The organism is Rhodopirellula baltica SH 1, from assembly GCF_000196115.1.
GTDB classification, from domain to species: Bacteria; Planctomycetota; Planctomycetia; order Pirellulales; family Pirellulaceae; genus Rhodopirellula; species Rhodopirellula baltica.
Genome location: NC_005027.1, coordinates 1,989,259 through 2,015,118 on the forward strand (window position 1 = coordinate 1,989,259; position 25,860 = coordinate 2,015,118).

At 53.6% G+C, this 25,860-nt stretch carries 21 protein-coding genes; 13 read left to right on the plus strand and 8 right to left on the minus strand.

Features of this window, described 5'->3' with window-relative positions; translation table 11 throughout:
- The first annotated feature begins 589 nt into the window (after window positions 1-589).
- From RB_RS07590 to RB_RS07600, 3 genes are all read left to right on the plus strand, one after another.
- The gene (locus RB_RS07590) at window positions 590-1,216 is read left to right on the plus strand and encodes a hypothetical protein (RefSeq protein WP_011119581.1); all 627 of its coding nucleotides are present in this window, start codon (window positions 590-592) and stop codon (window positions 1,214-1,216) included.
- A 55-nt stretch (window positions 1,217-1,271) separates the two neighbouring features.
- The gene (locus tag RB_RS07595; RefSeq protein ID WP_011119582.1) at window positions 1,272-1,577 is read left to right on the plus strand and encodes a hypothetical protein; all 306 of its coding nucleotides are present in this window, start codon (window positions 1,272-1,274) and stop codon (window positions 1,575-1,577) included.
- Between the two features lie 150 nt (window positions 1,578-1,727).
- Window positions 1,728-2,234, plus strand: coding sequence for a lactoylglutathione lyase family protein (locus RB_RS07600; protein WP_011119583.1), 507 nt, complete (start codon window positions 1,728-1,730; stop codon window positions 2,232-2,234).
- A 122-nt stretch (window positions 2,235-2,356) separates the two neighbouring features.
- Here RB_RS07600 and RB_RS07605 read toward each other — a convergent pair whose 3' ends face one another.
- Window positions 2,357-4,483: a S9 family peptidase gene (locus RB_RS07605; protein ID WP_011119585.1), complete on the minus strand. Its 2,127-nt coding sequence runs from the start codon at window positions 4,481-4,483 to the stop codon at window positions 2,357-2,359.
- A gap of 766 nt (window positions 4,484-5,249) precedes the next feature.
- Between RB_RS07605 and RB_RS07610 the strand changes: the two genes are divergently transcribed.
- The 4 genes from RB_RS07610 (at window position 5,250) to RB_RS07625 (ending at window position 10,343) form a co-directional block, all read left to right on the plus strand.
- Window positions 5,250-7,082: a sulfatase family protein gene (locus RB_RS07610; protein WP_231846306.1), complete on the plus strand. Its 1,833-nt coding sequence runs from the start codon at window positions 5,250-5,252 to the stop codon at window positions 7,080-7,082.
- Between the two features lie 354 nt (window positions 7,083-7,436).
- Entirely contained in the window at window positions 7,437-7,859 is a 423-nt protein-coding gene (locus tag RB_RS07615) for an ACT domain-containing protein (RefSeq protein ID WP_231846307.1), read from the plus strand.
- Between the two features lie 935 nt (window positions 7,860-8,794).
- Complete coding sequence (locus RB_RS07620; RefSeq protein ID WP_164921677.1) at window positions 8,795-9,187, plus strand: hypothetical protein; 393 nt, start codon at window positions 8,795-8,797, stop codon at window positions 9,185-9,187.
- Between the two features lie 631 nt (window positions 9,188-9,818).
- Window positions 9,819-10,343: a GNAT family N-acetyltransferase gene (locus RB_RS07625; protein ID WP_164921678.1), complete on the plus strand. Its 525-nt coding sequence runs from the start codon at window positions 9,819-9,821 to the stop codon at window positions 10,341-10,343.
- Window positions 10,344-10,437: 94 nt separating this feature from the next.
- Here the strand turns inward: RB_RS07625 and RB_RS07630 are convergent, their stop codons facing one another.
- Window positions 10,438-11,223, minus strand: coding sequence for a hypothetical protein (locus RB_RS07630; RefSeq protein WP_231846308.1), 786 nt, complete (start codon window positions 11,221-11,223; stop codon window positions 10,438-10,440).
- Here RB_RS07630 and RB_RS07635 point away from each other — a divergent pair.
- From RB_RS07635 to RB_RS07645, 3 genes are all read left to right on the plus strand, one after another.
- The gene (locus RB_RS07635) at window positions 11,177-12,031 is read left to right on the plus strand and encodes an endonuclease/exonuclease/phosphatase family protein (protein WP_011119598.1); all 855 of its coding nucleotides are present in this window, start codon (window positions 11,177-11,179) and stop codon (window positions 12,029-12,031) included. The two genes, RB_RS07630 and RB_RS07635, sit on opposite strands and share 47 nt — an antisense overlap.
- A 348-nt stretch (window positions 12,032-12,379) precedes the next feature.
- Window positions 12,380-13,696 carry an IS4-like element ISRba5 family transposase gene (locus tag RB_RS07640; protein ID WP_011119601.1) on the plus strand — a complete coding sequence of 439 codons (1,317 nt, stop codon included), beginning with the start codon at window positions 12,380-12,382 and terminating at the stop codon, window positions 13,694-13,696.
- Between the two features lie 377 nt (window positions 13,697-14,073).
- Window positions 14,074-15,564 carry an arylsulfatase gene (locus RB_RS07645; RefSeq protein ID WP_011119603.1) on the plus strand — a complete coding sequence of 497 codons (1,491 nt, stop codon included), beginning with the start codon at window positions 14,074-14,076 and terminating at the stop codon, window positions 15,562-15,564.
- Between the two features lie 87 nt (window positions 15,565-15,651).
- Here RB_RS07645 and RB_RS07650 read toward each other — a convergent pair whose 3' ends face one another.
- Together RB_RS07650 and RB_RS07655 are read right to left on the minus strand one after the other, a co-directional pair.
- On the minus strand, window positions 15,652-17,154 hold the full coding sequence (locus tag RB_RS07650) for an arylsulfatase (RefSeq protein WP_037201681.1): 1,503 nt from the start codon (window positions 17,152-17,154) through the stop codon (window positions 15,652-15,654).
- Window positions 17,155-18,085: 931 nt separating this feature from the next.
- Window positions 18,086-18,424: a hypothetical protein gene (locus tag RB_RS07655; protein ID WP_007325878.1), complete on the minus strand. Its 339-nt coding sequence runs from the start codon at window positions 18,422-18,424 to the stop codon at window positions 18,086-18,088.
- A gap of 176 nt (window positions 18,425-18,600) precedes the next feature.
- On the opposite strand from RB_RS07655, the gene pyrH reads away from it, so the two are divergent.
- The 3 genes from pyrH to RB_RS07670 are packed head-to-tail and all read left to right on the plus strand — an operon-like array spanning window position 18,601 to window position 21,801.
- Complete coding sequence (gene pyrH / locus RB_RS07660; RefSeq protein ID WP_037248584.1) at window positions 18,601-19,506, plus strand: UMP kinase; 906 nt, start codon at window positions 18,601-18,603, stop codon at window positions 19,504-19,506.
- Window positions 19,507-19,548: 42 nt separating this feature from the next.
- Window positions 19,549-20,109, plus strand: a complete 561-nt coding sequence (gene frr / locus RB_RS07665; protein ID WP_007339966.1) for a ribosome recycling factor — start codon at window positions 19,549-19,551, stop codon at window positions 20,107-20,109.
- 6 nt (window positions 20,110-20,115) lie between these two features.
- A complete protein-coding gene (locus tag RB_RS07670) occupies window positions 20,116-21,801 on the plus strand; it encodes a hypothetical protein (protein ID WP_011119610.1) in 1,686 nt (561 codons plus the stop codon).
- Between the two features lie 117 nt (window positions 21,802-21,918).
- Here RB_RS07670 and RB_RS28035 read toward each other — a convergent pair whose 3' ends face one another.
- From RB_RS28035 to RB_RS07690, 4 genes are read right to left on the minus strand one after another with little or no spacing between them, the layout of a single operon-like run.
- Window positions 21,919-22,296: a hypothetical protein gene (locus tag RB_RS28035; protein WP_011119611.1), complete on the minus strand. Its 378-nt coding sequence runs from the start codon at window positions 22,294-22,296 to the stop codon at window positions 21,919-21,921.
- A gap of 50 nt (window positions 22,297-22,346) precedes the next feature.
- Window positions 22,347-23,165, minus strand: coding sequence for a pyrroline-5-carboxylate reductase (gene proC, locus RB_RS07680; RefSeq protein ID WP_164921679.1), 819 nt, complete (start codon window positions 23,163-23,165; stop codon window positions 22,347-22,349).
- 55 nt (window positions 23,166-23,220) lie between these two features.
- Window positions 23,221-24,729 carry a serine/threonine-protein kinase gene (locus tag RB_RS07685; protein WP_011119613.1) on the minus strand — a complete coding sequence of 503 codons (1,509 nt, stop codon included), beginning with the start codon at window positions 24,727-24,729 and terminating at the stop codon, window positions 23,221-23,223.
- Complete coding sequence (locus RB_RS07690) at window positions 24,726-25,856, minus strand: leucine-rich repeat domain-containing protein (RefSeq protein ID WP_164921680.1); 1,131 nt, start codon at window positions 25,854-25,856, stop codon at window positions 24,726-24,728. The genes RB_RS07685 and RB_RS07690 overlap by 4 nt, the downstream gene beginning before the upstream one ends.
- Window positions 25,857-25,860: the final 4 nt, after the last annotated feature.

Here is a 25,860-nt window from a genome sequence, read left to right on the forward strand (position 1 = left end):
TGAAATCAGAGTTCCGAAGAGGGCCAGCGTGGTACATTATTTTCTCCGCAGTGGCTGGTGCATTTGCATCCGTTCCCTTTCTGACTCCTGTTCCTGCAATTGGGCTCGTCACAATTCTAGGTGGAAGCGTCGTCGGTGGACTGATCTTTCGGATTCGATCACGGAATTGGCCTCATGATCCAGGTGTAAGTTCCCGTCAGATGCTCTACTCGTTGATCGCCATCTCCTTTCCTCCCATGGGATTGTTTCTTTTGGCTGGGCCTAATGCTCAAGGAATTGGCATCATTCTTCTCGGGGCACTCGTCGGTGCGTTCATCGCCTGCGGGATCTTCGTCAGCGGCACGCGACGATACTCGATGCAGAATGAACGACTCAGACAAATCGATCTGAAGCCCATCGAATGATGACGCTTCTCCCTGCCGCTAATCTTGCATTCACCGAGGATTTGGACCAGCCTTAACTCAACTCCGAAACGGAATCTCACGCAAAGTCGTCTGAAGAACCATTTAGAACTTTCACGCCTACTGAATGCCGCCTATCTTCGCTCTTCGCATGAAACTGATCCTGTCCTCTCTCATTAATATATCTGATGATGCGACCTTCGGCCTATTGTTTGGTGTTGTGGATTGTCTTCAACCCGACAGCCATGGCTCAATCTGCCGTCTCGCCGGACAATCCGTTTCTACCAGTCGTTGCTGACGACGACGCCTCAGAAACGGAACCGGCCGTTACCGCCGGAGGGTCGCCTGAAGATCGAATGTTGGAATTGGTCCACACCGAAGCGTTTCCTCGCTTTGACCGTGCCGAGATCTTCGCTCTTTCGATGCCTCTACCGTTCGATGACGATGAGATCGAGCAAGAATCAGAGAAAGGCATCTTCCCGGTGAGACCATATGGAAGAAACGCGGACATCCTGAAACACAAGACGTTGACCGGCTCTAGCTGTGGCGACGTTCGCAAGCTCTGGCAGGATCTCACCTTCGACCGCTATGCGGGAGCGTTTTGCCATCAGCCCGTCTACGGACTTCGTTTCTATCGTGGTACGTCATTGCTCTTTGAAACGACGGTTTGTTGGAAGTGTCAGAATTTCTATCTCCCGCGTTACGACCACCAGAAACGAACTTTTGTTCATGGTTGGCACGGCTTCAAAAACGATGCCCATGCCAAAGCACTGCTCAAACGACTTCGATCTGAGTTGCCACATCCGCAGCTGTAGCCTCTCGCCCAATGCCAGTTTGTTCAACAGAGTCGGCGTACGACAACTCACGCGAATGTCCAATCCATACCTTCCGCCGCAGACCTCGCCAAAACAGGGCACCTATTCTCGTAAGCGATTCCAATTTGCTTTATTAAACGCCGTGCTACTCGGCATTCCGCTTGCGGTTGCTCTGGTCGATACCGCGTCTGTGCTGATCGAGATGCACATGGAAACGGCTCGAAACAACGGCGATCCAGTCACCTATCAAAGCCACTACTGGAATTTTGCACCGCACGCATTCTGGCTGATTCTCGCCTACTTCGCCGTCCCAAATTTTGCCATGTTCGGACTGCACGCCCTTTTCAGGATGCGAAAATGAGAACGGTTCGTGTTCCGCATCTGATAGGCCGCAAGTCGACTCGCTTTCTGCTTGCCTTTTCAATGGCGGGACGATCGAATCGAAGACCATCCCCTCTGGACGTAAGCTCGCCCTCTCCGCGACAGCATCTTTTCATTCCGGATTTCGAAAATGACGTATCCCCGCACGTTCTCCCATATCGGCCTCTCGGTCACCGACTTGGACGCAGCCGTTGAGTTCTATACCCAAACTCTGGGCTGGTACGTCATCATGCCGCCGACTGAAATCGTTTCTGATGACTCAGCGATCGGTGTCATGTGCAACGACGTCTTCGGCGAAGGCTGGGGGCGTTTCCGAATCGCTCACCTTTCGACGGGCGACAAGATTGGCGTCGAAATCTTCGAGTTCAAAAACGCGGAGAAGCCCAAAGACAACTTCGAATACTGGAAAACGGGAGTGTTCCACTTTTGTGTTCAGGATCCGGACGTGGAAGGTTTAGCAAAACGAATCGTTGCCAACGGTGGCAAGCAACGAATGCCCGTTCGCGAATATTTCCCGGGAGAAAAACCGTACCGAATGGTCTATTGCGAAGACCCATTTGGAAACATCATCGAGATCTACTCACACAGCTACGAATTGACCTACTCCGCGGGTGCCTACCAAGGCGAAAAAGCCTGAGTGGTATCGTCAAAGACGAATTGCCATTGTTTCGTCAAACCAGATGACTTCCTGGCAGGCTGATCGTTCACCAGCCTGCCTGCATCAGCTATCGGTTTGGTGGGTAGCACCGTGAGCGAACCCTACCCTGCTTGGCTTGATAGTGGGCGAGGCCCCGGCGGCAAGTTTTCCAGCAGGTAACGCGTGATCAACATTCGAACGTGGACCTCGGATCCCTTTCCTTCACGAAGACCGTGATCACGGTTGGGGTAAACCATGTAATCGAAAGGTTTGCCCAGTTCGATCAATCGATCGACTAAACCTTCAATGATTTGGATATGCGTGTTGGTTTCACCGGATCCAGTGACGATCAGCAATTTGCCTTTCAGGCCGTCTGCAAAACCCAATGGCGCCGAGCGCGCGTATCCCTCCGCGTTGACCTCCGGAGTCCGCATGTAGATTTCTTGGAACCAAGCGTTGTAGAGATGTGGTTGCGGCTTGGGAACGACCGCGATCCCGAGGTGATAAACGTCGGGCTTGCGGAACAATGCGTTGAGCGTGTTGGAACCACCTCCACTCCATCCCCATATGCCGACGCGAGATAGGTCAACGTAAGATCGAGTGCGACCGAGTTCCTGAATCGCGGCGGCTTGTTCTTCAGTCGACAACGGTCCTAAACTTCCGAAAATGCTTCTCCTCCACGCCGCACCTTTGGGAGCGGGAGTCCCACGGTTGTCAATCGAAACAGTGATGTAACCCAAATCGGCGATCGTGCGAAGAAAATCGATCTGGGCGGCTCCCCAACGATCAAGCACAGTCTGCAGATAGGGCTCGCCGTACACATAAACAAACACTGGGTAGCGTTTCGACTCATCGAAATCGCTGGGCTTGGTCACGCTTGCATCGACAGTCACTTCGTCCGAAAGTCGCAATTGGACAAATTCAGTTGGTCGCGTGATGGTCTTACGCACCTTGGTCCGAAGTTCTTCATTGCTCTCTAGGATTCGGATCGAGCGGTGCTCTGGGATGGTGACCAAATCCACGACCGGCGGCGAATTGACGGTCGAATAAGTGTGAACGGCCCATTTGCGATCTGGCGAAAACTGGTAGCTATGCCAGCCAGCTTGATCTTTGCCCGTGATCCGTTCCAACGTTCCCGTCCCATCCAAAGGAACGCGAAAAAGATACCGTTGTGTTCCGTTGTCCGGTGAAGCGTAGAAGTAATACCAACCGCCGTCCTCATCAACGACATCTCCGGACTCTGCACGATCAATGATGTCGTAATCGCCGGGAGTCAGCAGTCGTTCGTTCTTGCCATCGCGATCGATAGCGAATGCCTGACGCCATCCATCTTTCTCACTCAGAAATACAAAGTTCTTTCCGCCATCGATCCATTTGACACCGGAATTGATCCCATGGCTCCCCACCGCCCAAGCTTCATTGGTCTCTTCGAGAATGGTGGACACAACACCGTCGACTCGAGCTAAAAGGAACTCACGCTTGTCGCGGAAACGGCTCAGCCTTTCGACCAGGATTTCCTCAGAATTCCCCGCCCAAGAGACTTCACCGAAGTAGCCGCCATCTTCCGGAAATTCAATCGGCAACCAGGTCACCGAGTGAACGTCTTCACCGCTAGAATCGACCACTCCTACTCTCAGTTCCGGGATTTTCGTCCCGACGCGAGCAAACCGGGTTTTGCTAACTCCGGGATATGAAGGATCATCGGGAACCAGCACATTGCGAAGTCGCACTTCGTTCGAATTGGATTCGACAAACAGGATTCGCTTCCCGTCCGGACTCCAACTCAGATCTTGATAATGGATATCGCCGGCTTCGTCCGGCTTCAAAAGCGGACGTGTCTCGCCGCTCGTCAGATCTCGAATGCCCCACCCTCTTCGCTGCTTCTTCAGCACACTGGTACCGTCCGGCGACAGCATTGGATCACGCGATGTGGTCTCGACTTCCGACGTCGCTACGGTCCGTTCCCCTGTTACCATGTCGTAGATCGCTTGAACAGACTCGCCTGAATCGATGGCTTTCTCGCGAACAACATACCCCGTGCTATCCAAAAGCCATTCGGCTCGGAAGTCCTTGGCACGCATCTCGCCGTTTGCGTAGATGCCTTCCAATCGTGGACGTGACTTCTCGAGTAGTTCCGACGTGCTGGTCGAATGTGAGTCGGCTGATTGTGCCGCAGTATAAAACGTGTTTGTAGCAAACGTTAACGCTGCAGCAAACAAATAGGTGACAACCTTCAAACTTGATTGCATCAATTCTGCTCTTCAGTAGATGTCGCGGGACGAAACGTTGACGTGAAGTAGCGAACAGAATCGATTCGCTATTCATCCAATCGCAGTTTCGCAAAGGTGCGACGCGGAGGAAGGGGGGCGGGTGATAGCAGGTCTACGAAGGGGATACTTAAAGACTAAACCAAATGAGCGATCCGATTCGTTCTGCGAACGCGTTTCCTTGGTTCATTTAAAACAGATCCCCGGTGGACGCCACTAACGGCGACGAATCAGCCCAATGCTCGCAAGCTTTCAAACTGAATTGGTAAATGGGTTCGTTGCCTCCGTCCCCGACAATGAACCACCGAGGCGACGGTGATCATCGCTGCGAATCACGTCTGACCCGATCAATCTCAGACTCGAAGAATCAGAACGCTGCGATCATCTGAGAAACGCTTTCGGTTCAGGTGGGCAACCGAACGTCGACCACCTGATCATTCGCGTGGGCAACCGCGGCCGACAAAGACTACAATTCGACTCGGATCGCACCGACGCAGTTAGCAAAACGCTTTCACTCCCAATTCAAAACTGTGCCCCGTTGGTCCATTGCGTTTAGCGGTGAAAACAACGGATTCGCCAAGCGTGCCATTCAACGAGAACGCTGACTGGACGATCGACGCAATCATGAACGACTGACTCGTCTGGACGAAGCAAACAGCTCTTACACGTGAGATTGCTAAATAGCCACGCGTGCCGTGTGCACAGGCAGGATGAAGGCAGTTCTCCACCTCAAACAACAGGCAAACACATGCACAAGCTCTTCGCGTTTTGGATTTCACTCATTTGGCTCTCGATGGCAATCGTCAGTGCAGCCGACATGCCGGCCGATGCGTCGAGGCCAAACATCATTGTGTTTTACACCGACGATCACGGTCACGCTGATTTGTCTTGCCAAGGCGTCCTGACTGATATCAAGACGCCTAACGTCGACGCGTTAGCAAAGAGTGGTGTCCTCGCGCGGAATGGCTACAGCACCGCGCCGCAATGTGTTCCCTCACGTGCCGGTCTGCTGATTGGCAAGTTTCAGTCCAAATTTGGTGTTGAAGCCAACGGCGCTTCGCTGGAAGGTTTCAACAGTGAATTGACGATCGCCGAGCGTCTGCAAAAAGCTGGCTACGTCACCGCTCAATTCGGAAAGTGGCATCTCGGTCCTGGCAACCGAATCACCGATCACGGTTTCAAGCACGTTTTCAATCAAAACAGTGGAGCGTCCTTTTCGGCCAACATTGATTCAGACGGTCACGATCGCGAGATGTCTAGCTTGCGTCCTGAGATGTACCACATCGATGGATGCAGCAAAGCGGCAGCATCGATTATCGATCGCTACAACGACGATCCATTCTTTCTGTATGTTGCTTACCGAGCACCTCACGTGCCCTTGGATGCCCCAAGAAAATACCTCGATCGATTCCCGGGCGAGATGCCGGAGCGACGGCGACAAGCCTTGGCGATGCTGTCAGCGGTGGACGATGGCGTTGGTCTGATCACCGACACACTGGCGAAGAACAACCTTACCGAAAAAACGTTGATCTTCTACATCGGTGACAACGGTGCGCCGTTGAAAATTCACAAACTCGACGCACCCGGTGGCGGCCCCGGATGGGACGGATCATTGAACGATCCACTCAATGGCGAAAAGGGCATGCTCTCGGAAGGTGGAATGCACGTTCCTTTTGTCATTTCTTGGCCGGGGAAGATCCCGGCCGGTCAAGTCTATGATCACCCGATCAGCGCACTCGATGTCGCAGCGACCACCGCAGCGATAGCAAACATTCCCGCCCAGCCCGATGACTTTGACGGTGTCAACTTGGTCCCATTTCTCACCGGCGAAAAAAGTGATGCACCGCATGAGTTTCTTGCCTGGCGTTGGATTGCCCAAGCGGCGATTCGCGAAGGAGACTGGAAGTTGCTTCGCGGCGGTGACCGCGAGTACTTGTACAACCTTGAGAATGATCTCGAGGAGCAAACCAATCTCGCTGCCAAACATCCCAAGGTTGCCAGGCGGCTTCGAGAAAAGCTCTCAATCTGGGCAGACAAACTCGATCCACCTGGACTCGCCAGTGGCGACATGTCCAAGGCAGCCAATGACTACTTCGACTTCTATCTCGACGGAAAACCGGCCTCTCCGCTGCCGCAAAAGTTCCAGCCGAAGTCTGGAAACCCAAAACCGTCCGACGAGCCAGACCGTGCCGTGTCATCATGGCTGACTCGTGGCGGCACAATGTCAGTCACAGAAGACGGTTGGAGGATAACGCCGCATAACCCAGGTTCTGCGCAAGCTCCTTTTATCACCAAGAACGGTTTGAGCCTCAACGGCCCCGTGTCCGTCGTCCTGACCTTGAAACCGGCGGCATCCGGAGCGGTCGGCATCGCGTGGCGAACCTCAACAGACAAGAAGTTCACGGCAAACAATCGCCTGGATGTCGATGTCGCAGACACGACTGGATTCCAGACGATTCACACCAATTTGCCCAGTGACTCCAAGATCATTCACGTTCGTATCCAACTACCGCCCGGCATCTCATCGATTCAGTCAATTGAGCTGAAGCCGGCCGGCGGAAAATTGGTCACACTGAAATAGTCACGAGATCGGTTCTGATTCGAAAAATCAGCAGGTCCATCAAGCTCCGGGCGGTTTGCAACGCCACTCAAAGAAGCAACGGGTTGACCGATCTACCAACCAAGCCAGCGCTCCAAACTACGCTCCGATTGCGAAGTTGATTCGCAATCAGTTGGGAGCAAAAACGCATGCCCGAACAAATCAAAAGCCGAAAGAATCCTATCCGCCTGCCTGAAAGAACTTTTCAAAAGCAAATGGTAACGATCTCCTACCCAAGACCGTGACGGGTGAAGTGCATGCAGAACGCATTCCAGTCGCGGATCAAACAACCATCGCAACAATAGAATTGCTACGGACTCAATGGAGGCCGCGTTCATGCCAGGAATCACCGACTTGCAAACTCTCCTCGAAACCTTGCAACCCGTGCTTGATGACCACGACTATGTCTTCGTGTCTCGACCTGGGAAACGCATGGCGGATGCAATGGACTTGCCTGCCTTGGCCGCAATGGAAGAGCCGGAGGGTTTGACTCTCGTGGTGAAAAAGGAGGATGCTGATACCGCGGGCATCGAATACGAAAGCATTTTTCGGATGATCACGTTGCGGGTGCATTCCAGTCTCGAAGCAGTGGGACTGACGGCAACAATCGCGACAGCCCTCGCTGAACAAGGCATCAGCGCAAACGTGATAGCAGGCTTCTATCACGATCACATCTTCGTCCCATCCGTTCGTGCCCACGACGCAATCGGTGTCCTGGAAAACGTCAAGAGCTTGTCCACACAACTTCGCGCAGACTAGTGAGCATTCGCTGACAGTGGCGGGACGATAGCAATAGTTCCGTTTCGTCCGTGAGCATTTGGAGCGTGAAACAATGCCATTGCAGAACACGCACCTTCGACTCGGGATCAGATTGCAATCGGACAGCGAACAACTATTGCGAAACGGTTGAACGAGAAACGACGCCGTGTCCAAGTTGCCATCAAATGCTTCCTCCTAGAGACTTGTATGAACAGTCCGCTTGCAACCCAAACCAGTCAATCGAAATTGATCGTGAGATTCATCACACTCTTTCTTGTCGCTCTTCTTGCCGGCTGCTCTACGAAGCGTTTGCCACCAGAACTTCAAACTGCGCTCAGAGAGACGAATTCGCTTCAGCTGCATTCACTCGACCCAACTCCTACGAGTCGAGATCGCAAAGGACCATTTCAATGCTGGCAGGACCTTGGATCAACCGACGTCTCAGCACCGGCGGTGCGAACCAAACTGCTGGATGCGTTCGACAATGGAATCGCAGACAGTGACGGCAGCGCCGCTTTGTGTTTCAATCCACGACATGGGCTGCGGGCGATTTACGACGGGAAGACCTACGATGTCGTGATCTGCTTTGAATGTCTGCAGGGCACCTGGTTTGTTGACGACGTCGAGATGCCTGGCTTTCTGCTGACAAGGAGCCCCCAGACCGTTTTTGACACGATACTAACGGATGCCTCGATACCTCTGGCGCCTTCAGCAACTCACTGATGATGTGTTTTCTCCAAGGCAACCATGCGAACCAAGTGGTTGATGGTTACGGAAGGACCACAGCCGTTATCTGCATTGGGTGATCGAGAACAGACGACCTGAGACTTGCGATTGTCTACCCACACTGCGTTGCGAAAGTCGAAACACAGAACGAACAAAAACCGAACGTGCACCACGTCTTCAAGTTTGCCTCATTCATCAGAGCCGTCAAAGTGAACCACTCGCCATACCAAACTCCAATCAGAGACCAAGACGTCAGCAACTCAAACTTGTCCAATCCAGACCCACCAACGATTTTGCCATTCGCACAGTTGGGGCTTCGCTTGCTCGGCGTCATGCTGGTCGTCGATGGCATGGGAGCCTTGTTCGGCGGCAGCGTCCAATGGATGTTGCAAATCGCTGAATATTCGAATGCCGGGTACTCAACAACGATCGACCCACATTCAGCTGGATGGGTCGCCGGTGGGATTCCATACTTGGTCACCGGGCTCTATCTCATCACCGGCGGTGACACCTTGCTTCGAGTCGTCTTTTTGCCATCGCGTCAACAACAAGCCGAGATGCGTGCAGCGACAGAACAAATTGCACCGACGGATCCGAAATAGCCGGCAAAGCATTTCATGAAGTGGCGTTGGTACGATGCTGTACGACTTGTGGGCGTTTTGTATTCGCTACACCCTAGATCGCTGACCCACGGATTATGACGTAACTCGCACTTATCGATCGACCAACATAGTCTGCTTCGCTGCATCAGTTGCCTAGATTCGATTGGATCAGCAGTCTGCTGAGTCAGCAGTCCAACAGCACCTTCGCCAAATGAAGTTTGGCAAACGATTCCACAGTCGGAAAGGGCAGCACTCAAGGCGTCCGGATGCTCTACCCGCCCACTCGTTCGCCCCTTCGAATGCAATCGCTCACGAACTTCGAGACCCTGTTTATGCCCACCGACGGGAGCAACAATTGAGCTCAAAACCGCAACGTCGTTCTAAACGTCAACTAGCCAGCGGCTTGAGAATCCGACCAACGCCAATCGACTACACGCCTGTTCGGAAACTAAACAACGTGGCATTAGCGAGGACCGCTTCAATCGTTCCTCAGTTTCGTCCGGCTGCTTTCGTGATTCTCCAGACACATCCTCTCCTACCCAGGTGGATTTGCCCCTCCATGGAACGAACCCAACTCGCCAAAAGTTGTCTCTCGTTTGGATAGCATAGACTTCGATCGTTGAACAACGCCATGAATCAAACCGCCCCGACCTTCGCAGAGCTTGGCCCAGAACATGAAGCCGCTCTCGCCGACTACGTTGCCGAGTTTGAACGCGAGGGAGAAAATCGGATCCACGGCTACTTCGCAAAACCTGAGTGGACGCACGTGGAGACGATTAAACGACTGCAGGCTTGGTCAAATGGCGAAATGCTATCAGGCTTTGTACCGAACTCATCGCAGTTCATGATTTTCAACGGCCGAATCATCGGGAACTACAACGTTCGCCACGAGCTTTCCCCTGAATTGGAACAATGCGGTGGGCACTGTGGATACAGCGTTCGTCCTACAGAGCGATGCAAAGGCTACGGCACGCTAATACTACAAGACGCCAAACGATTCGCTCGATTTGTCGGCTTAACGCGTCTCCTGGTGACATGTAGCGTCGAAAACGTCGGGTCCGCTCGAGTTATCGAGCGCAATGGAGGCATCCTCCATGATATTGTTTGTAACGACGCACCCACTGCGAATCTGAGACGCTACTGGATTGAGTTGTGATCCTGAGCTGATCTCAAGTCGTTGAGTGGACTCGGCCGTTGTATTGTCAGTGTGAATCTCCGGTCTTCCTATCTGGAACTAGTTGATTCTTCACTCAACGATAGAAGTCGATCCATTCCAATTCAATCGACTTCGGATCGTCCTCCAGCAACGCTTTTGGCAACTGCATCTGAAACCAGGCATCTCCTCTGGGGTTCGGCTGTCCTAGACTTTCTTCTTTTTCCACCACCCTTATCTTCATCCAGTACCGATGCTGCGAATCAAGCAGTGAGGTTTCCTCACCGTCCATCCACAGAGATGCTCTGCCATCTTGATTCGAAACCGTGGCCACAAGGCAGTCCTCCCCATTGCTGACTCGAAAATTTTCGAGTCCCTTCAAATGCAAACGCACCAACACGGTCTTGGGCCAGTTGGCCCCATTGCGTTCGATGATCGCGCGACCGATACCCGTAGAGCTTCGAACGACGAAGTACGTTTTCTCAGTTTCGACTTCGACCTTGACTTGGTCACCCGCTCGCTTTGTTGTGATCGTAAAGGGCGAATCTGCGTCTTGAGTGAACACGAAACTCACCGGCCCCAAGAGAAGGGTCAGCACAAAAACTCGGATTGCCGAACAGTGTAACATCGTTGCTGCTTCAACTCGGATTGTTGCAAAGGCGTTCATCATTGCGTCTATTCTATCAAGACAAACGAAGTCGGTATCGACATAGCAATGAGCTGGCAGAAAGTGCCGGGTGCCATTTGCGTGAAGCACACAATGGCCCACGCCGGCAAAAGTCTTTTGACACTGATCACCCGACCGTTCCTGCGCGAACATCACTACGGAGAACACAATGACGCTTTCACGCCGATATTTTTGCGGAGCAGTCGGGGCGAGCATTGCCGCCTCCAATCTGAATTTGCTTGCGGACGATCAATCGCCAAAGCCACTTCGAGTAGTCGCCTACAATATTTACAATTTGAAAGGATGGCCGAGCCAAAGCCCCTTGGCCCAGCAAGCCGTCGCGCGTGGACAAATGGCGAAACGGTTGGCGATGGAGCTGGCTCTTTATGATCCAGACATCATCAACTTTTCCGAATCCCCCTCCGAGAAGTTGACGAAAGAGGTTGCAGAATTGCTCGGCATGAATCACGTGAGATTTCCCAGTGGAGGAAACTGGCCCGGGACACTGCTGAGCAAATCGAAGATTTCGGATTCACAAAACGCCCCGATGAACGGCGAAAGACCGAAAGAGCTGTTCACGCGCCATTGGGGACGAGCCCTCGTTGAATTGCCAAATGATGAACCGCTCATCGTTCACTCGGCACATCTTTACCCAACTCCCGAGCCCACGATTCGCCTCAGAGAGATTCGGGCAATGATTAAATCGATGAAATCGGATCTCGATTCAGGACGCTCGATGCTTTTGATTGGAGATTTGAATCACAGCCCTGACACTGACGAATACAAGCTTTGGAAAGATGCCGGCTGGATCGATACTTTTGCGAAGGTCGGCGAAGGCAATGGTTTCACGATCAAAGCAGACAATCCCGAATGGCGAATCGACTACGTCTTCGCCACGGGACCGATCGCGAAAAGGGTGGGCGAATCAAGGCCGCTGTTTGAAGGTGCGTTTCGCGTGAACAATGAAGACGAAAAGTCGTACGCGCTGAGTGATCACCTCCCGCAGCTCGCAGTGTTCGATTAGAAAACAGGTGATAGCCCACCATCCTGTTCAGCTCGCGCGAATTCAAACGGGTGATTCAAAATTGCAAACGTTTGCCAAGCTGCGAGTCTCGAATTTGACCCCCGTCCCAATAGTGTTCGGCCCGGCGTTTGCCCGCCGACGCTGAATTGCTCGCTTCGACAATTTGGCTTGTCTTCGCTCTCTGGGCGAGAGTGTCTCGTTCGTGCTTCAAGGAGACTGGCGGGCAGTTGCGATGATGTGAAACATTCAATGGTTTGCATCCGCCAGAGTCGAGAGGCGTGAAACCGGTTTGGCTCATGCGTCGATCTTGCTTTACTCCTGCGTTGAGCGGGCAATCGTTGGTTTGCCATGCCAACCAAAACCAAGCGACTCAAAAGACGAAAGCTTCCTGATGACCAGGGTGAGCGAACACAGGAATCTCTCGTCAAGCCGAAGATCAAAATCGAAGGCCTCAAATACTTCGCCATGCTCAAGCCCCTGCTCGAGCATCTTCACGAACATGAGTGCCAGCGTGATACCGCTGGTAACCGTACGCTGCACTACGATCAGTATTGCATGCTCGTGTTGCTGTATGTCCTGAACCCCACTGTCTCAAGTTTGCGAGCGATCTCGCAGGCCAGTGAGTTGACGAAAGTACGTGACAAACTGGGCAACGAGAAAGCTTCGCTGGGATCGCTATCCGAAGCCGGTGGGCTGTTCTCTGCAGACCATCTCAAGCCAGTCATTGAGGCCTTGTCTGCTGAAGTCAACGATGCTGCCCCGGACCCGCGACTGAGCAGCATTCAGCAAACGATCACCGCCGTGGATGGCTCACTTGTTAACGCCTTGCCGTCGCTGATTGCCGCATCCATTCTGAAGCAAACAACGGGCTCAGCGCTGGTGCGATGGCGACTACACACACACTTTGAGGTCAATAACCTGCTGCCCGTACGAGTCGACGTGACACCTGACGGCGGTGGAGAACACGACGAGCGGGCCGTGCTCAAACGAGTGCTCGAAGAAGATCGCTTGTACGTGATGGACCGTGGCTATGCCAAGTTCTCGCTCTTCAATTCAATCGTCGCGTCATCGAGTAGCTATGTTTGCCGACTACGTGACAACACGGTTTACAAGACGACTCAAGAACTTGAGTTAACCGAGGGTGACCGTGCTGCGGGGGTGCTCAACGATAAGATTGTGAAGCTTGGAGGATCGAGCAGCAGCTCAAGTTCCCCTGATCATCCGATCCGGTTGATCCAAATCCGCTGCACGCCTCATCAAAACCGCACTGGCGGAAAGGCGAGAGGTTCCAAGGCACCCAACAGCGATGGGATCCTTCGCATTGCCACCAATCTACTGAATGTACCTGCTGAAATCATTGCCCTGATCTACGCCTACCGATGGACAATTGAAATCTTCTTTCGGTTCTACAAGCAACTGATGGGCGGCGATCACCTTATCAGCCACAACGCCAATGGAATCCAGATTCAAGTCTACTGTTCGGTGATTGCTTGCTTGCTGATCAACCTGTGGACTGGATCTCGCCCCACGAAACGAACGTTTGAAATGATCAGCTTCTACTTCCAAGGCTTAGCCACTGAAGAGGAGCTGATTGCTCACATCGAAAAGCAAGCAGCTGCAGAAGAGGCAAAGCGTGCCAAAGAGGAGCGTAAAGAAATTTGCTAATCGGCGTTGCGGGAAGTCATTTTGCCTGACTGGTCTCGGCATGAATGCTGCGCGGTCCCAAACACAAAAACGCAACGGCCCTGGGCAAGCCGGATCGCTTCGCATCCTTCGCAATGAACCCACACTCAACTCGCCAACCATCCGCCAATATTCCAGCCCGGCAAACGCCGGGCCGAACACTATTGCCCCCGTCCCCTTTTACGGTGGCTGTCGGTTTTGTGTTTTGCGATGCGAAGTCGACGGATGCTTGCGTGCTGCCAACCTTTTGACGCGGACTCGCTTAAAATCAGCGAAGTGAGTTTTGGTGGCGTCTTGAATGTACCGGTCGCCACCAATCTCGCCTGCTGTCTCTCCAGTTCAATTAGGATCGACCTTCCATGCCAATCAAAGCCATTCTTTCAGTACTCCTGTTTCTCCTTGTACCGTGCAGCGGGCTACGAGCTGCTGATAACGGTGATGACGTCGATCAAGTGTCTCCGCCAAACATCATTTTGGTGATGACCGACGATCAGGGTTATGGCGATCTCGGTTGCCACGGTCATCCGTTTCTGAAAACACCAAACCTTGACCGCCTTCATTCGGAAAGCACTCGTTTCAACGACTTTCATGTCAGCCCGACCTGTGCGCCGACACGTTCAGCGCTGATGTCTGGCCGCGCTCCATTCAAAAATGGCGTGACCCACACCATTTTGGAACGAGACCGCATGGCTCTCACTTCGACCACGATCGCAGAAGTGTTGAAGTCAGCAGGTTACACCACGGGCATTTTCGGCAAATGGCACTTGGGAGATGAAGACGCTTACCAGCCCGATCGACGTGGATTTGATGAAACGTTCATCCACGGCGCCGGCGGAATCGGCCAGAACTTTGCTGGTTCGCAAAGCGACGCTCCCGGAACCAGTTACTTCAACCCGATCATCAAGCACAACGGAACGTTCGTGCAAACCGAAGGCTATTGCACGGACGTCTTCTTCCAACAGGCCCTCGGTTGGATCCGCTTGCAAACTAAGAGCGATACAAAACCCTTCTTCGCGTACATTCCCACCAACGCACCGCACGCTCCTTACAAAGTTGAAAAGCGATACTCCGATCGATTCCGCGACAAGTGCTCCTCCCCACAATCAGAGTTCTTGGGCATGATCGTCAACATCGACGACAACATGGGAAAGCTGATGGGCAAACTCGATGAGTGGGATCTGGCTGACAATACATTGCTGATTTTCATGACTGACAACGGAAGCGCGAAAGGATCGAAGATCTACAATGCAGGAATGAAGGGCGGCAAAGGAACCGTGAATGAAGGTGGCTCGCGAGTTCCTTTGTTCATGCGTCTGCCCGGTTTCACAAACAGCGGCGTGGACATCGAGACGATGACTCGTCACGTCGACCTGTTCCCCACACTTGCCGAGATTGCGCACGCCGAGATTCCTGCTGAGGCGGACCTGGACGGTCGCAGCCTGGTTTCGTTGATCAAGAACCCACAATTAGATTGGGATCATCGCTTTCAGTTCTTTCACAGCGGACGATGGGCCAAAGCCGGACTGAAAGGCAAGTTTGGCAAGGGCGATCCAAACCCGGATCATTCGAAACACAAGAACTACGCCGTCCGAGACGAAAAGTGGCGGCTGGTCAATGGAGAGCTCTATGATCTCGAAAATGATCCTGGTGAAACAGCCGATGTTGCTGGCAGTCACCCTGAAGTGGTTTCGCGAATGCTTGTCGCCTTCGACGAATGGTGGGATGAAGTGCGTCCTTTGATGATCAACGAAGACGCACCACTTGATGTTGGAAAACCGTTCCGAGATCAGTTTCAGAAGCAAAAAGATAGTTCGGGGATTCCAAAATGGAATCCACCCTCGTTGAATTAAGAACGAAACTCGTATCAGGCAACGAAAAAGCGGCGAGCAATGCCCGCCGCTTCATGTGAATCATCAAGGAACCCGCGTCCGCTCAGATCATCGGCCGCCCAAGCTGCCTTCGATTTGCTTCTGAATCTTCTCGAGGTTGAACGATCCCGGCGTTTGGCTTGGCGGGAACTCCTTCATCGACATCAGAAACTTCCCTGCTAGTTGCTGCATGGGAGCCAACACATAGACTCGCGAAAGGAACCAATCGTTGTAGGTATTCGAGTTGTGCTGTGCCTTCTCAAACGGATCGCGACGGAGGTTAAACAACAACGGAACACGAAGTTCGGTGAAGGGTTCACGCCAAACTTCAAATGCAACACCTCGGTTTTCGAGGAAGACGGCTTTCCAATCTTCGTAGCGAATGGCAACGATTTGGCCGTCGTCATTGACGTACATGAACTCTTTGCGAGGCGATTCTTTGCTCTCGCCAGTCAGGTAGTCCAGCATGTTGTAACCATCGATGTGGTTCTTGTATGAGCGACCATTCAGCTCCACACCTTTCAACAATTTGTCCTTGATGTCTGTTCCACCTGCAGCGGCTGCGAAAGTGGGCAACCAATCTTCGTGAGCCACAATGCCGTTGCGAACCGTTCCGGCCGGAAACTTACCGGGCCAACGCACATAGCAAGGAACTCGATAAGCACCTTCCCAGTTGGAGTTCTTTTCGCTTCGAAAGGGAGTTGTTCCGGCGTCGGGCCAGGTGTTGTAGTGTGGACCGTTGTCAGTTGAATACTGAACGATCGTGTTGTCGGCGATTCCCAGTTCGTCCAACAGATCCAACAGTTCACCAACCTGCATGTCGTGCTCGATCATCCCGTCGGTGTACTCGTCGTTGCCTTTGTTACGATGTTCTTTCTTGACGTGTGTTCGAAAGTGCATTCGCGTCCCGTTCCACCAGCAAAAGAATGGCTTGCCCGCTTTGTGTTGACGCGTGATGAAGTCCTTGGCCGCAGCAATGGTTTCTTCATCAATCGTTTCCATTCGCTTTTTCGTGAGCGGGCCGGTGTCTTCGATCTTGCCGTCCGCAGTCGCCTTGATCACGCCGCGAGGCCCAAAGGCTTGGCGGAACGTTCGACCATCAGCCAAGACCATGTCGCCGGGATAGTCTTCGTTCTCAGGTTCCTCTTCCGCATTGAGGTGGTAGAGGTTGCCGAGGAATTCATCGAAACCATGTTGCGTTGGCAGATGTTCGTCACGGTCGCCTTGGTGATTCTTCCCGAATTGGCCGGTTGAGTATCCGAGGCTCTTCATAACCGTTGCCATGGTGACATCGGTTTTTTGCCAGCCTTCTTTCGCACCAGGCAAGCCAACCTTGGTCATCCCACTGCGGACCGGAACACTGCCACTGATGAAAGCGGCACGACCTGCGGTACAGGATTGTTGACCGTAGTAGTCGGTGAAGAAAATCCCTTCCTTCGCAACGCGGTCGATGTTCGGTGTCTGATAGCCCATCATCCCACGGTTGTAGTGGCTGATGTTTTCGGTGCCGATGTCGTCGCCCCAAATAACGAGGACATTCGGTTTGTCCTGAGCGTGAGCCGTGAGGCACATGCCCAAAGTAAGCACAAAGGCTTGGAACACAAGAGATCTACACTTCATCTGGATAGGTCCTAGTCAGAGGGAGCATTGTTGCGAGAGGCAATGGTGAAAAGCAGACCGGAGGACACGAATGATTTTCGTCATGTAGCAGCAGATCAGACGGGCACCTCAGCACCTCTAGCTTATCCACCTAGCTGGACAGCTTGTAGTCGTCAACGACATTGTCAGGCTTTGGTTTTTAGATATTTCCTAACCGAACGCCGCGAGTCGAATCGCAAAGGCTGACCTTCGATATCCAAAACGTTTATAGGTGAACGTTTCGCGAATATTGAGTGAACGAATTGATTGTTTTGACCATGGACCGCGAGGAACATTTCCTGGAATGTGTCGGCAGATCAATGGAGTAGGAGATCCAAGAATCGTCGTATGTTCTTGCACAATAGTGGCTGCAACTCGCAATCACGCTGAGCGGTTTGTCCGGCAGATACGTTCTTGATGGACGCGTGATTTGTTTCGATCTACGGGGAGCGATACGAATATTGCGCGAAGGCATAAAGCGTTGTGCGATTTCAACGCGTCAAGAAACAAGCGGCTCTCGAATCAGAGCGCCGACTTTTGAGATGCTGACGTGTCCGTCACCAAAAAGCGTCTCGACCAGACGACTGCGATCGAGCCAGCGAGCAAGGTGATCGAACACGCACCACAACCTTGGGCGTAGGCGGAACGTTTAGCCAGTTACAATTCAGAGCGAATCGATTGATAGACAGCAAGATCGACGGGCTCCTCGAGATCATTCAAGGTCGATTCAGCTTGAAACTAAATCGGCCAAGTCACTCGAGCCGTCTTGGAATAGGAGGTTGGCCCTGAGGGCAGAAGGGCAAACCAGAAAACTTTGTGTCGCATCGGACACGTTTCGTGGGCGAATGATCGCCGGCGACGGAGTCTAAGACTTTGAGTAGCCCAACTCACGCATCACGATCAGCATCTCGTCACAGGTGATGTACCGACGATGATGTTGCATTTTGTAGCGATCGATGGCGGCGGCCAATTCACAACCGTCTTCGGACAAGTCCGCGTGGGAACTTCCGAATTGCCGACGTTCGCGAGCGTAACCGCCGTTGGACGCGTCTCGATTGCGACGGCGGTCTTGTCGAAATTCTTGATCGGTTGAACGCGATTCCGAAGTTTCCGAACGCGATGCGGAAGCCTGCCGGTTCCGACGGGGCGGAATCACGGTCACGGGTGTCGTCTGGTTGGTTTGTGTTGGAGGTGGCAACGGCATAGATTTGGATCCTCACACGGGTAACGAGCGTGTCTTGCACACGTTTTCGAGAGACCTCTCACCACAACCCTAGGTCAAGAATCGAGGGAAGGGAGCGGAAAAGCACATTTGATCCCCATCTACGGGGGAGGTCTGTAGCGAAGGATCGTGTTGGCGAAACAAAAACGCGGGGAATCGTGTCTGGTTTCGCAAACACACGGAAATCGTTACCGTTTTACGAGCCACGTTTGCTTGCGAATCACACGTTTCAACGCGGCGATTCGCTTTCCTTTTTGCTTCCTCTGACCCGACCTGACGCCGAGATGCCCGACATTGCCCCATCGAGTCAACCGGAAGGCGATTTACGTTATCGCCGCGTGATTTTGAAACTCAGCGGCGAAAGCCTGGCTGAATCTGGCAAGCGAGGAATCAGCGACAACGAACTGCTGGCAATCGCGAAGCAGATCAAATCCGCCCACGAATCCGGCTGTCAAATTGCGATCGTCAACGGCGGTGGCAATATCCTGCGAGGCGCCTCGTTCTCGGGAGCCAACGCTTCGGTCCAAGAAGCCACCGCGCACTACATGGGCATGCTGGCGACGGTAATCAATTCGCTGGCTCTGCAAGACGCTCTCGATTCGATCGGGTTGCAGACACGAGTGATGAGTGCGTTGCCCGTCGACCGTGTTGCCGAACAATTCATCCGACGCCGCGCCATCCGTCATCTCGAAAAAGGCCGCGTGATCATCCTTTCCGGAGGAATCGGAAGTCCGTTTGTAACGACTGATACAGCCGCCGCTCAGCGAGCGCTCGAGATCGAAGCCGACGTGATCTTGAAGGCAACCCGCGTGGACGGTGTCTACAGCGACGATCCGGAAAAGAACCCTCACGCGGTTTTGTACGAACAACTCAGCTACAACGAAGTGATCCAAAAGAAGCTTCGCGTGATGGATGCCACCGCAATTGCGTTGTGCAACGAACACCGCAAGCCAATCTTGGTGTTTAATTTCAAGCAGGACGGCAACATTGTGCGTGCCGTCCGCGGCGAATCCGTGGGAACCTGGATCGGTGACCCACAAGACACGCAAACCAACCAACGTTGATTGCAAACAGCCTTTCCCCCTCCTCAATTCCAGGATGACACAATGACGAGCGACGAGATATTGATGGACGCCGAAGAGCGAATGGACAAAGCCGTTTCGGTGCTGCAAAACAATTTGTCGGGGATTCGCACCGGACGGGCCAACCCGGGTTTGGTCGATTCGATCAAAGTGGAGGTCTACGGTTCGCTGACGCCGCTGAAACAATTGGCCAGCATCGGTACGCCTGAGCCACAACAAATCTTGATTCGCCCGTACGACGCAACGACAATCAAAGATATCGAAAAAGCGATCGTCGCCGGCGACTTGGGATTGAATCCGCAAAACGATGGCCGCGTCATCCGTCTCAACGTTCCACCGTTGTCGGGCGAAGTCCGCAAAAAGATGGTTTCGCGAATCAAGGAACTGGCCGAAGAAGCCAAGGTTTCGATTCGTAATATCCGTCGCGATGCCAACAAAGCCGCCGAAACGGCTGAGAAGGACAAAGAGATGACGGAAGACGATCGCGACAAGACGAAAGATCAAGTGCAAGAACTGACCAAGAAGGCTGAAACAAACGTCAACGAATCCGCTAAAGCTCGCGAAGCGGAAGTGATGGAGGACTGATCCTGTATGACACAATCGGTGCAATGCCCGCGATGTTTCGCGGCCGTCGCTGTAAGCGACGATGCCGGCGGGACTCGCGTGATTTGCCCGAAGTGCCAGGATACGTTCTTGGTCCCGGGGGTTTCCGCCAGCACCACCAATGACGATGACGACTGGTTGGTGCTGAGCGATCCGCCGGAAAAGCCAGCGGTCAAGCCACAGCCAACCCAGGTGGCTCCCGCAAACATATCGCCCGCGGTCTCGCCCAAGCCGGCCGCCACCAGTGGCTCGGCCATCACTGACGCGGACGCATCCGCCGCGGGTTCATCCGAGTCCGACGGTGACATGTTCGACATGGATCTACCGCCGCTCGATTCAGAGACTTCGTCCGGTGACGACGATCCGTTCGGGTTCGACAACATCCAGGATCTATCAGGGGGAACAAGCGGCGGCGAGCCGGTGACCACCGCCGATGCGTTTGATGATCCCGACGATCCGTTTAACTTCGACGCGATGGAAGAATCAGCCAGCCCGGCCGAATCGGTTGCTCCCGCGGCAAAGGATTCGATGGTTGATCCATTGTTTTCCCAAGCTGCCGCGTTGGCTGCGTCGGCGAGCAAACCAAAGCCGCCAGCGTCCGATGAACCGGTCGCGCACAATGTCGAATACGAAGAGCAGTTTCGGGTGCGTTGCCCCGTTTGCGACACCATGATGAACGTGACATCGGCACAATCAGGCAAACAGATTCGATGCCACGATTGCCACAAGCCAATCAAGGTGCCACCGGCTCCTCGGAAGAAGAAGAAAGTCGTGATCGATATGGATCGCGCTCAGTCATTCCAATTCAATGAAACGTCAGTGACACAAAGCGATCGGCCTGCCGATCCTTTTCGCAAATCCGCACAGGAATTGCTAGCTCAAGCTGCCAAAGTTGAGAAGGAAGAACCCGCTCCTGATTTGGACGTGCCCAAGATCGCGGACTGGGCAAAGTCAACCTTCGGCATCTTTGGTCAATTCACCGTCGCGGTTCACTGGCTGATTCTTTCATCGATTGCTTCGGTCATCGCAGCCATTGCGATCGCGTCTGGATACGATGCCGCACTGAAATTTTTGTTTCCAGCTGGACTTGTCTACGGGGCATTGGTGCTGGCATGCGGTTTCACCATTCTGCAATCAGTCAGCAATGACGAAGAGACCGTCTCGGATTGGCCGTTGACGCTGGAACCATTTGAGTGGCTCGCCCCAACGGCATTCTGCTTTGCCGCCGTTGGATTGACGGGTGGACCGGGATGGATCATTGGCACATTGGCATTTGGTCAAAACCTAGCGACAGTGTGCTTAGTCATGCTATCGGTATTTTTGCTCTTTCCATTTGTTCTGCTGTCGATGTTGGACATGCAGAGCATGTTCGTCCCGTTTTCACCCGAAGTGGGTCGCAGCGTAACGCGATGCGAAGAAGCGTGGGGCGGTTTCTATCTGTCCGCAGCATTGATCTTCTTTGGAACGTTCCTGACATTTTTCATTGCCAGTTTGTTCGCTCCAGTAGCCGCGGCAGCGGTTTGCATTTTCATCGCGACGGCGGGAGCATTCATCTACTTTGCGATGCTAGGGCGATTGGCCAAAGCGATTGGTCAGTCCGTCAATGACGCTCCAAAACAGAACGACATTGACGAAGTTCGTGAAGCCGAACGGGCCCGCAAAGCCGGCGGCTGAAACGATACCAGCTGTTCTGCCAATGCGACGCTGATCCGACGGCAATTCGCGACACGGCGTACCATTCATTTCGTCCCATTGAAAATGGAAGAACGAATTGAATGAACAGTCGTCGAATCAGAATGGGCGCTCGTCGGGATCATCGCGAGGGTCACCGCACCAACGATTGAGCGCCTCCAGCACTTCATCACGTTCCGCTGAGCTGGTCCACACGGAGTCTTCGACGTCCAGACGGATCTCGTAATAGCCTTCGCGTTGACAATCTTCCTCGCCACAAAAGTGCGGCAGATCCGCAATCCAAACGACTCGATAAAGTGGCAAGTGTTTGTCATCAACTTTGACGATCGGAGAAACCATCGCGGTGTCCCTGTGCAAGATGTAAAAGAAGTAGTCGTTAATTGGGTGAATCAGACGATCAATTGTTTCGATCGTACCGCGTTTGGTGAGGCTTTGAATGACGTGGCAACCAAACCCGCGTCCGGCACTGTCCAGCAAACAACAGCCGGCATCGAAGTCGGCTTCAATTGGTCACGGCGATGGAGCCTCTAGGCGAGTTCACGGCTGCGATTCGCGGACGCTTGAACGGCCTGAATCATCGCCCCTCGAACGGCATTCTGTTCCAGGACACTCATCGCGGCAATGGTCGTTCCGCCGGGGCTGCAGACGTTGTCCTTCAAAAAGCCAGGATGCTCTCCCGTTTCGCGAACCATTTTTGCGGCTCCCAAAACAGTTTGTGTAGCCAATTGCAACGCGGTCGCACGAGGCAAACCCGCCGCGACGCCGCCATCGGCAAGAGCTTCGATGATGAGGAACACGTAGGCCGGCCCTGACCCACTGACTCCGGTGACCCCGTTCATTTGCGGCTCAGTGACTTGTGCGGCGATGCCAACACTATTGAGCATGGTTTCGATCAGCTGCACATCGTCATCACTGACGCCGCCGCTGACACAAAAACCGCTCGCTCCCTCGCCCACGAGACTAGGTGTGTTCGGCATCACGCGAACAACGCGGTCGTGACCGACTCCGTCGATGAGTTTGTCCAACCCGATTCCCGCGGCAATGGAGACGATCAATTTCCCCGACCAATCGGCCGATTTCCCGGCACTATTCTTGACCGCCAGGACTTCTGCGATGATGTGCGGCTTCACCGCTAGCATCACGACCTTGGCACCGGCGACCGCCTCGACCGTATCGGTTGTCGTGGTGCATTCGCTGTACTTCGACGACCACCACTCTCCAGTCGACTTGGTTTTGTGAACGATCGTCAGTTCACTTGCCTTGAGACACCCGCTTTCGAGCATTCCGCCAACGAGAGCGCGAGCCATTTGCCCGCCGCCAATGACCGTCAATCCGGTGAGTTGCATCTCGAGATTCAATCCATCTGTCGCGTGTTGGGAAGAAGACGTCCGAGCAGACGGCTCAGAACATTCCCGGGGTACGCTTTTCGACGTTTGCCAGCAACTGCATCAACGCAACTCGAAGTTGCTTGACTCGCAGCGGCAGAGGAAGCAGCACGCGATTGGGGCCGCGTTTGGCGCGGCTGATGATGTGTCCTTGGCGTTGATCGACCAGCAAGACCGCAGGAATTTCAGCTGTCTTTTCGTTGGTGACGAATTGGTTGTAGGCCTCCAAGGCGTCGTTGCCAAGTTCGGCTGCACCAAAGATCACACAATCCGCCGGATTCTCGATGTCGTCGTCGAATCGCGCAAGTGCACGTCGCGGATCGGCGATGATCAACACGCGGTAGCCCCGGGCTTTCAATCGTTCGCGAACCGCGTTTTGCAGGTTGGCTTTGGATTCCACCAGCATCACGACGTAGCCTTCGCCTTCGTTGGTGACGACGTGATCGTCACCGACATCGGCTGCGTTGACCGTTCCGCTGGTGTCGTGAACTTGGCGTTCGACGGGGCCTCGTTTCAACGTTTCCAATACACGCTCGACTTCGATTCGCAACGCCGACGCGGACTGGATGCGTTTCGTCGGGTCATACGCCAAAATCTTCATCAGCAATTGGCTGACGATCCCCGGGCAATCGGGAACGTGTTCGGTGATCGGTTTGATTTCTTGAAAACGAGAGACATTTAATCGAGCCAAACGGTCTCGCGTTTCTGACAATGCCGGCGTCCCCGCCAACATGTGATAGAGCATGTTTCCAGTGAAGAAAACGTCACTGCGAGGGTCATCCTTTCGGACGTTCGTGCCTCGTTCCAAAGCGGCGTAATCGATCGCGCGAGCGTTGGGACAATCAGCGACCTGTTCGGGGTTGTTGCGATCAGCCAACGCGGCCAAACCAAAGTCGACCAGCTTTGCGGTCCCTCCGGATGAAATCAACACGTTGGACAACTTCAAGTCACGGTGTGAAATCCCCAAGCTGGCAGCGTGCGCCAAACCGGCGGCGATTTCCATCGTCAACTTCAACGAAAGCTCAACGGGCAACTGCTTTCGGATGCGAACCAGTTCGCGAAGCGTTTGCCCCTCGACGAATTCCATCACCAAGAAAGGGTTTCGAACGTCGGGGACAACATCCAAAATGCGAACGATGTTGGGGTGTTTCAGCTTCAGCCCCATGCGGCCTTCGCGAAGGAACTGCTCCATTTCCTTCGGTTCATCACGGAAACGTTTGCGAAGCACTTTGACCGCGAAAACCTCGTCGCCTTTTTCAGCACGATACACGCGAGCAAACGTACCCGCACCGATCAGGTACTGAACTTTGTAGTCGCCGTAGAAGTAACCGCCTTTATCGCCACGACTCAGCTTCTCGCATTGCAGCGTCGTCAGAATGCCGTGTCGTTGCAGCAACTCAATGATGTCGTTGAGTTGCCGTTCTTCGGCACCCAGTTCCGACAGCGCGCGATCAACCTCTCGTCTTTCAGCGATTCCAACTGCGACCGCACGCTGGATGAATTCTTCGGGAGTCGGAGCACTCATGGATTCGATGATTCTCCGGACTTCTTTCGTTCGTACTCATGCAAACGCACACCAAGCTGTTTCAGTGCGGCGAGGTCGTCAGACCAATCCGCATGCTTCATTTGGGCGGGCGAGAGATAGACATTCAGATAAGGTGCAAAACGGCGATCGCCTTCCACATCGGCGCGACACATGTCGACGAGCGGTTTCAGATTCGCGAATGGGTTCCCCGGAGCGATCAGCATGTCCAGATCTTTGAGCGAGGTTAGCGGCGCCAGCGAAGTGATCTTGTTGTCGGAAATCTCCAACGTCGTTAGCCAACCGAGTTTTGCGACGGGATCGAGACTGGTCAATTCATTTCCGGCAGCATCGAGCGACCAAATTTTGGTCAGTCCCGCTAAGGGATCAAGGCTGGTGAGTTTGTTGTCAGCGACATACAGCGTTCGAAGATTGCTCATCTTCGCCAGCGGATCCAGGCTGGTCAGCTCGTTGCCAGAAACGTCCAACAACTGCATCGCAACCAATTCGGCGACGGGATCCAGGCTGGCGATTTTGTTGTTGGCCAGAGTGACTGATTGCAGACGTTTCAAATCCGCGATCGGGGATAGATCCTCAATCTTGTTGTCAGCCAGATCGATCAGCATCAACGACTTGCAGTGCTGAAGTCCCTCGAGCGATTGGATTCCTTTGCCGGTTCCGACAACGCGAGAGATCTTGGCGACGTCCTCGGCAGTGATCGGTTCGTCGTTGTGGCGTTTCGCGAAAACCTCGGCGCGGACGGCTGACTCGAGAGCCTTGTCCGGGAAGACCGATTTGACGACGGGTTTTTCCTCTGGCTTCTTATCTTCCTTCTTTTCTTCTTTCATCTCCGCCTTGTCGGCCTTTTTGTCAGCCTTCTTGGGCTCCGGCTTTTTGGCCTCAGGCTTCTTCTCTTCTTTCTTTGCTTCTGGCTTTTTGTCCTCGTCTTTCTGAGCCGGTTTCTCTGACTTTGCGGCCTCCTTCACCTCGGCCGCTTTCTCGGCTGGGGCAGATTCCTGCTTGTCGCCGGGCTTTTTCTCGTCATCCGCCGACGACGCGGGGGCGAAAGCCAGGCTGAGGCAGAAGAGCGACACGAACCAGAGGACGGACAGTTTTCGCGAGCTGTGCATGGTG

Excerpts from the sequence above, each read along its gene's own strand:
- RB_RS07590 (WP_011119581.1), top strand. The coding sequence starts at position 590 with ATGATGCGACCTTCGGCCTATTGTTTGGTGTTGTGGATTGTCTTCAAC.
- RB_RS07595 (WP_011119582.1), top strand. The coding sequence starts at position 1,272 with ATGTCCAATCCATACCTTCCGCCGCAGACCTCGCCAAAACAGGGCACC.
- RB_RS07600 (WP_011119583.1), top strand. The coding sequence starts at position 1,728 with ATGACGTATCCCCGCACGTTCTCCCATATCGGCCTCTCGGTCACCGAC.
- RB_RS07605 (WP_011119585.1), bottom strand. The coding sequence starts at position 4,483 with ATGCAATCAAGTTTGAAGGTTGTCACCTATTTGTTTGCTGCAGCGTTA.
- RB_RS07610 (WP_231846306.1), top strand. The coding sequence starts at position 5,250 with ATGCACAAGCTCTTCGCGTTTTGGATTTCACTCATTTGGCTCTCGATG.
- RB_RS07615 (WP_231846307.1), top strand. The coding sequence starts at position 7,437 with ATGCCAGGAATCACCGACTTGCAAACTCTCCTCGAAACCTTGCAACCC.
- RB_RS07625 (WP_164921678.1), top strand. The coding sequence starts at position 9,819 with ATGAATCAAACCGCCCCGACCTTCGCAGAGCTTGGCCCAGAACATGAA.
- RB_RS07635 (WP_011119598.1), top strand. The coding sequence starts at position 11,177 with ATGACGCTTTCACGCCGATATTTTTGCGGAGCAGTCGGGGCGAGCATT.
- RB_RS07630 (WP_231846308.1), bottom strand. The coding sequence starts at position 11,223 with ATGCTCGCCCCGACTGCTCCGCAAAAATATCGGCGTGAAAGCGTCATT.
- RB_RS07640 (WP_011119601.1), top strand. The coding sequence starts at position 12,380 with ATGCCAACCAAAACCAAGCGACTCAAAAGACGAAAGCTTCCTGATGAC.
- RB_RS07645 (WP_011119603.1), top strand. The coding sequence starts at position 14,074 with ATGCCAATCAAAGCCATTCTTTCAGTACTCCTGTTTCTCCTTGTACCG.
- RB_RS07650 (WP_037201681.1), bottom strand. The coding sequence starts at position 17,154 with ATGTGCCTCACGGCTCACGCTCAGGACAAACCGAATGTCCTCGTTATT.
- RB_RS07655 (WP_007325878.1), bottom strand. The coding sequence starts at position 18,424 with ATGCCGTTGCCACCTCCAACACAAACCAACCAGACGACACCCGTGACC.
- frr (WP_007339966.1), top strand. The coding sequence starts at position 19,549 with ATGACGAGCGACGAGATATTGATGGACGCCGAAGAGCGAATGGACAAA.
- RB_RS07670 (WP_011119610.1), top strand. The coding sequence starts at position 20,116 with ATGACACAATCGGTGCAATGCCCGCGATGTTTCGCGGCCGTCGCTGTA.
- proC (WP_164921679.1), bottom strand. The coding sequence starts at position 23,165 with ATGCAACTCACCGGATTGACGGTCATTGGCGGCGGGCAAATGGCTCGC.
- RB_RS07685 (WP_011119613.1), bottom strand. The coding sequence starts at position 24,729 with ATGAGTGCTCCGACTCCCGAAGAATTCATCCAGCGTGCGGTCGCAGTT.
- RB_RS07690 (WP_164921680.1), bottom strand. The coding sequence starts at position 25,856 with ATGCACAGCTCGCGAAAACTGTCCGTCCTCTGGTTCGTGTCGCTCTTC.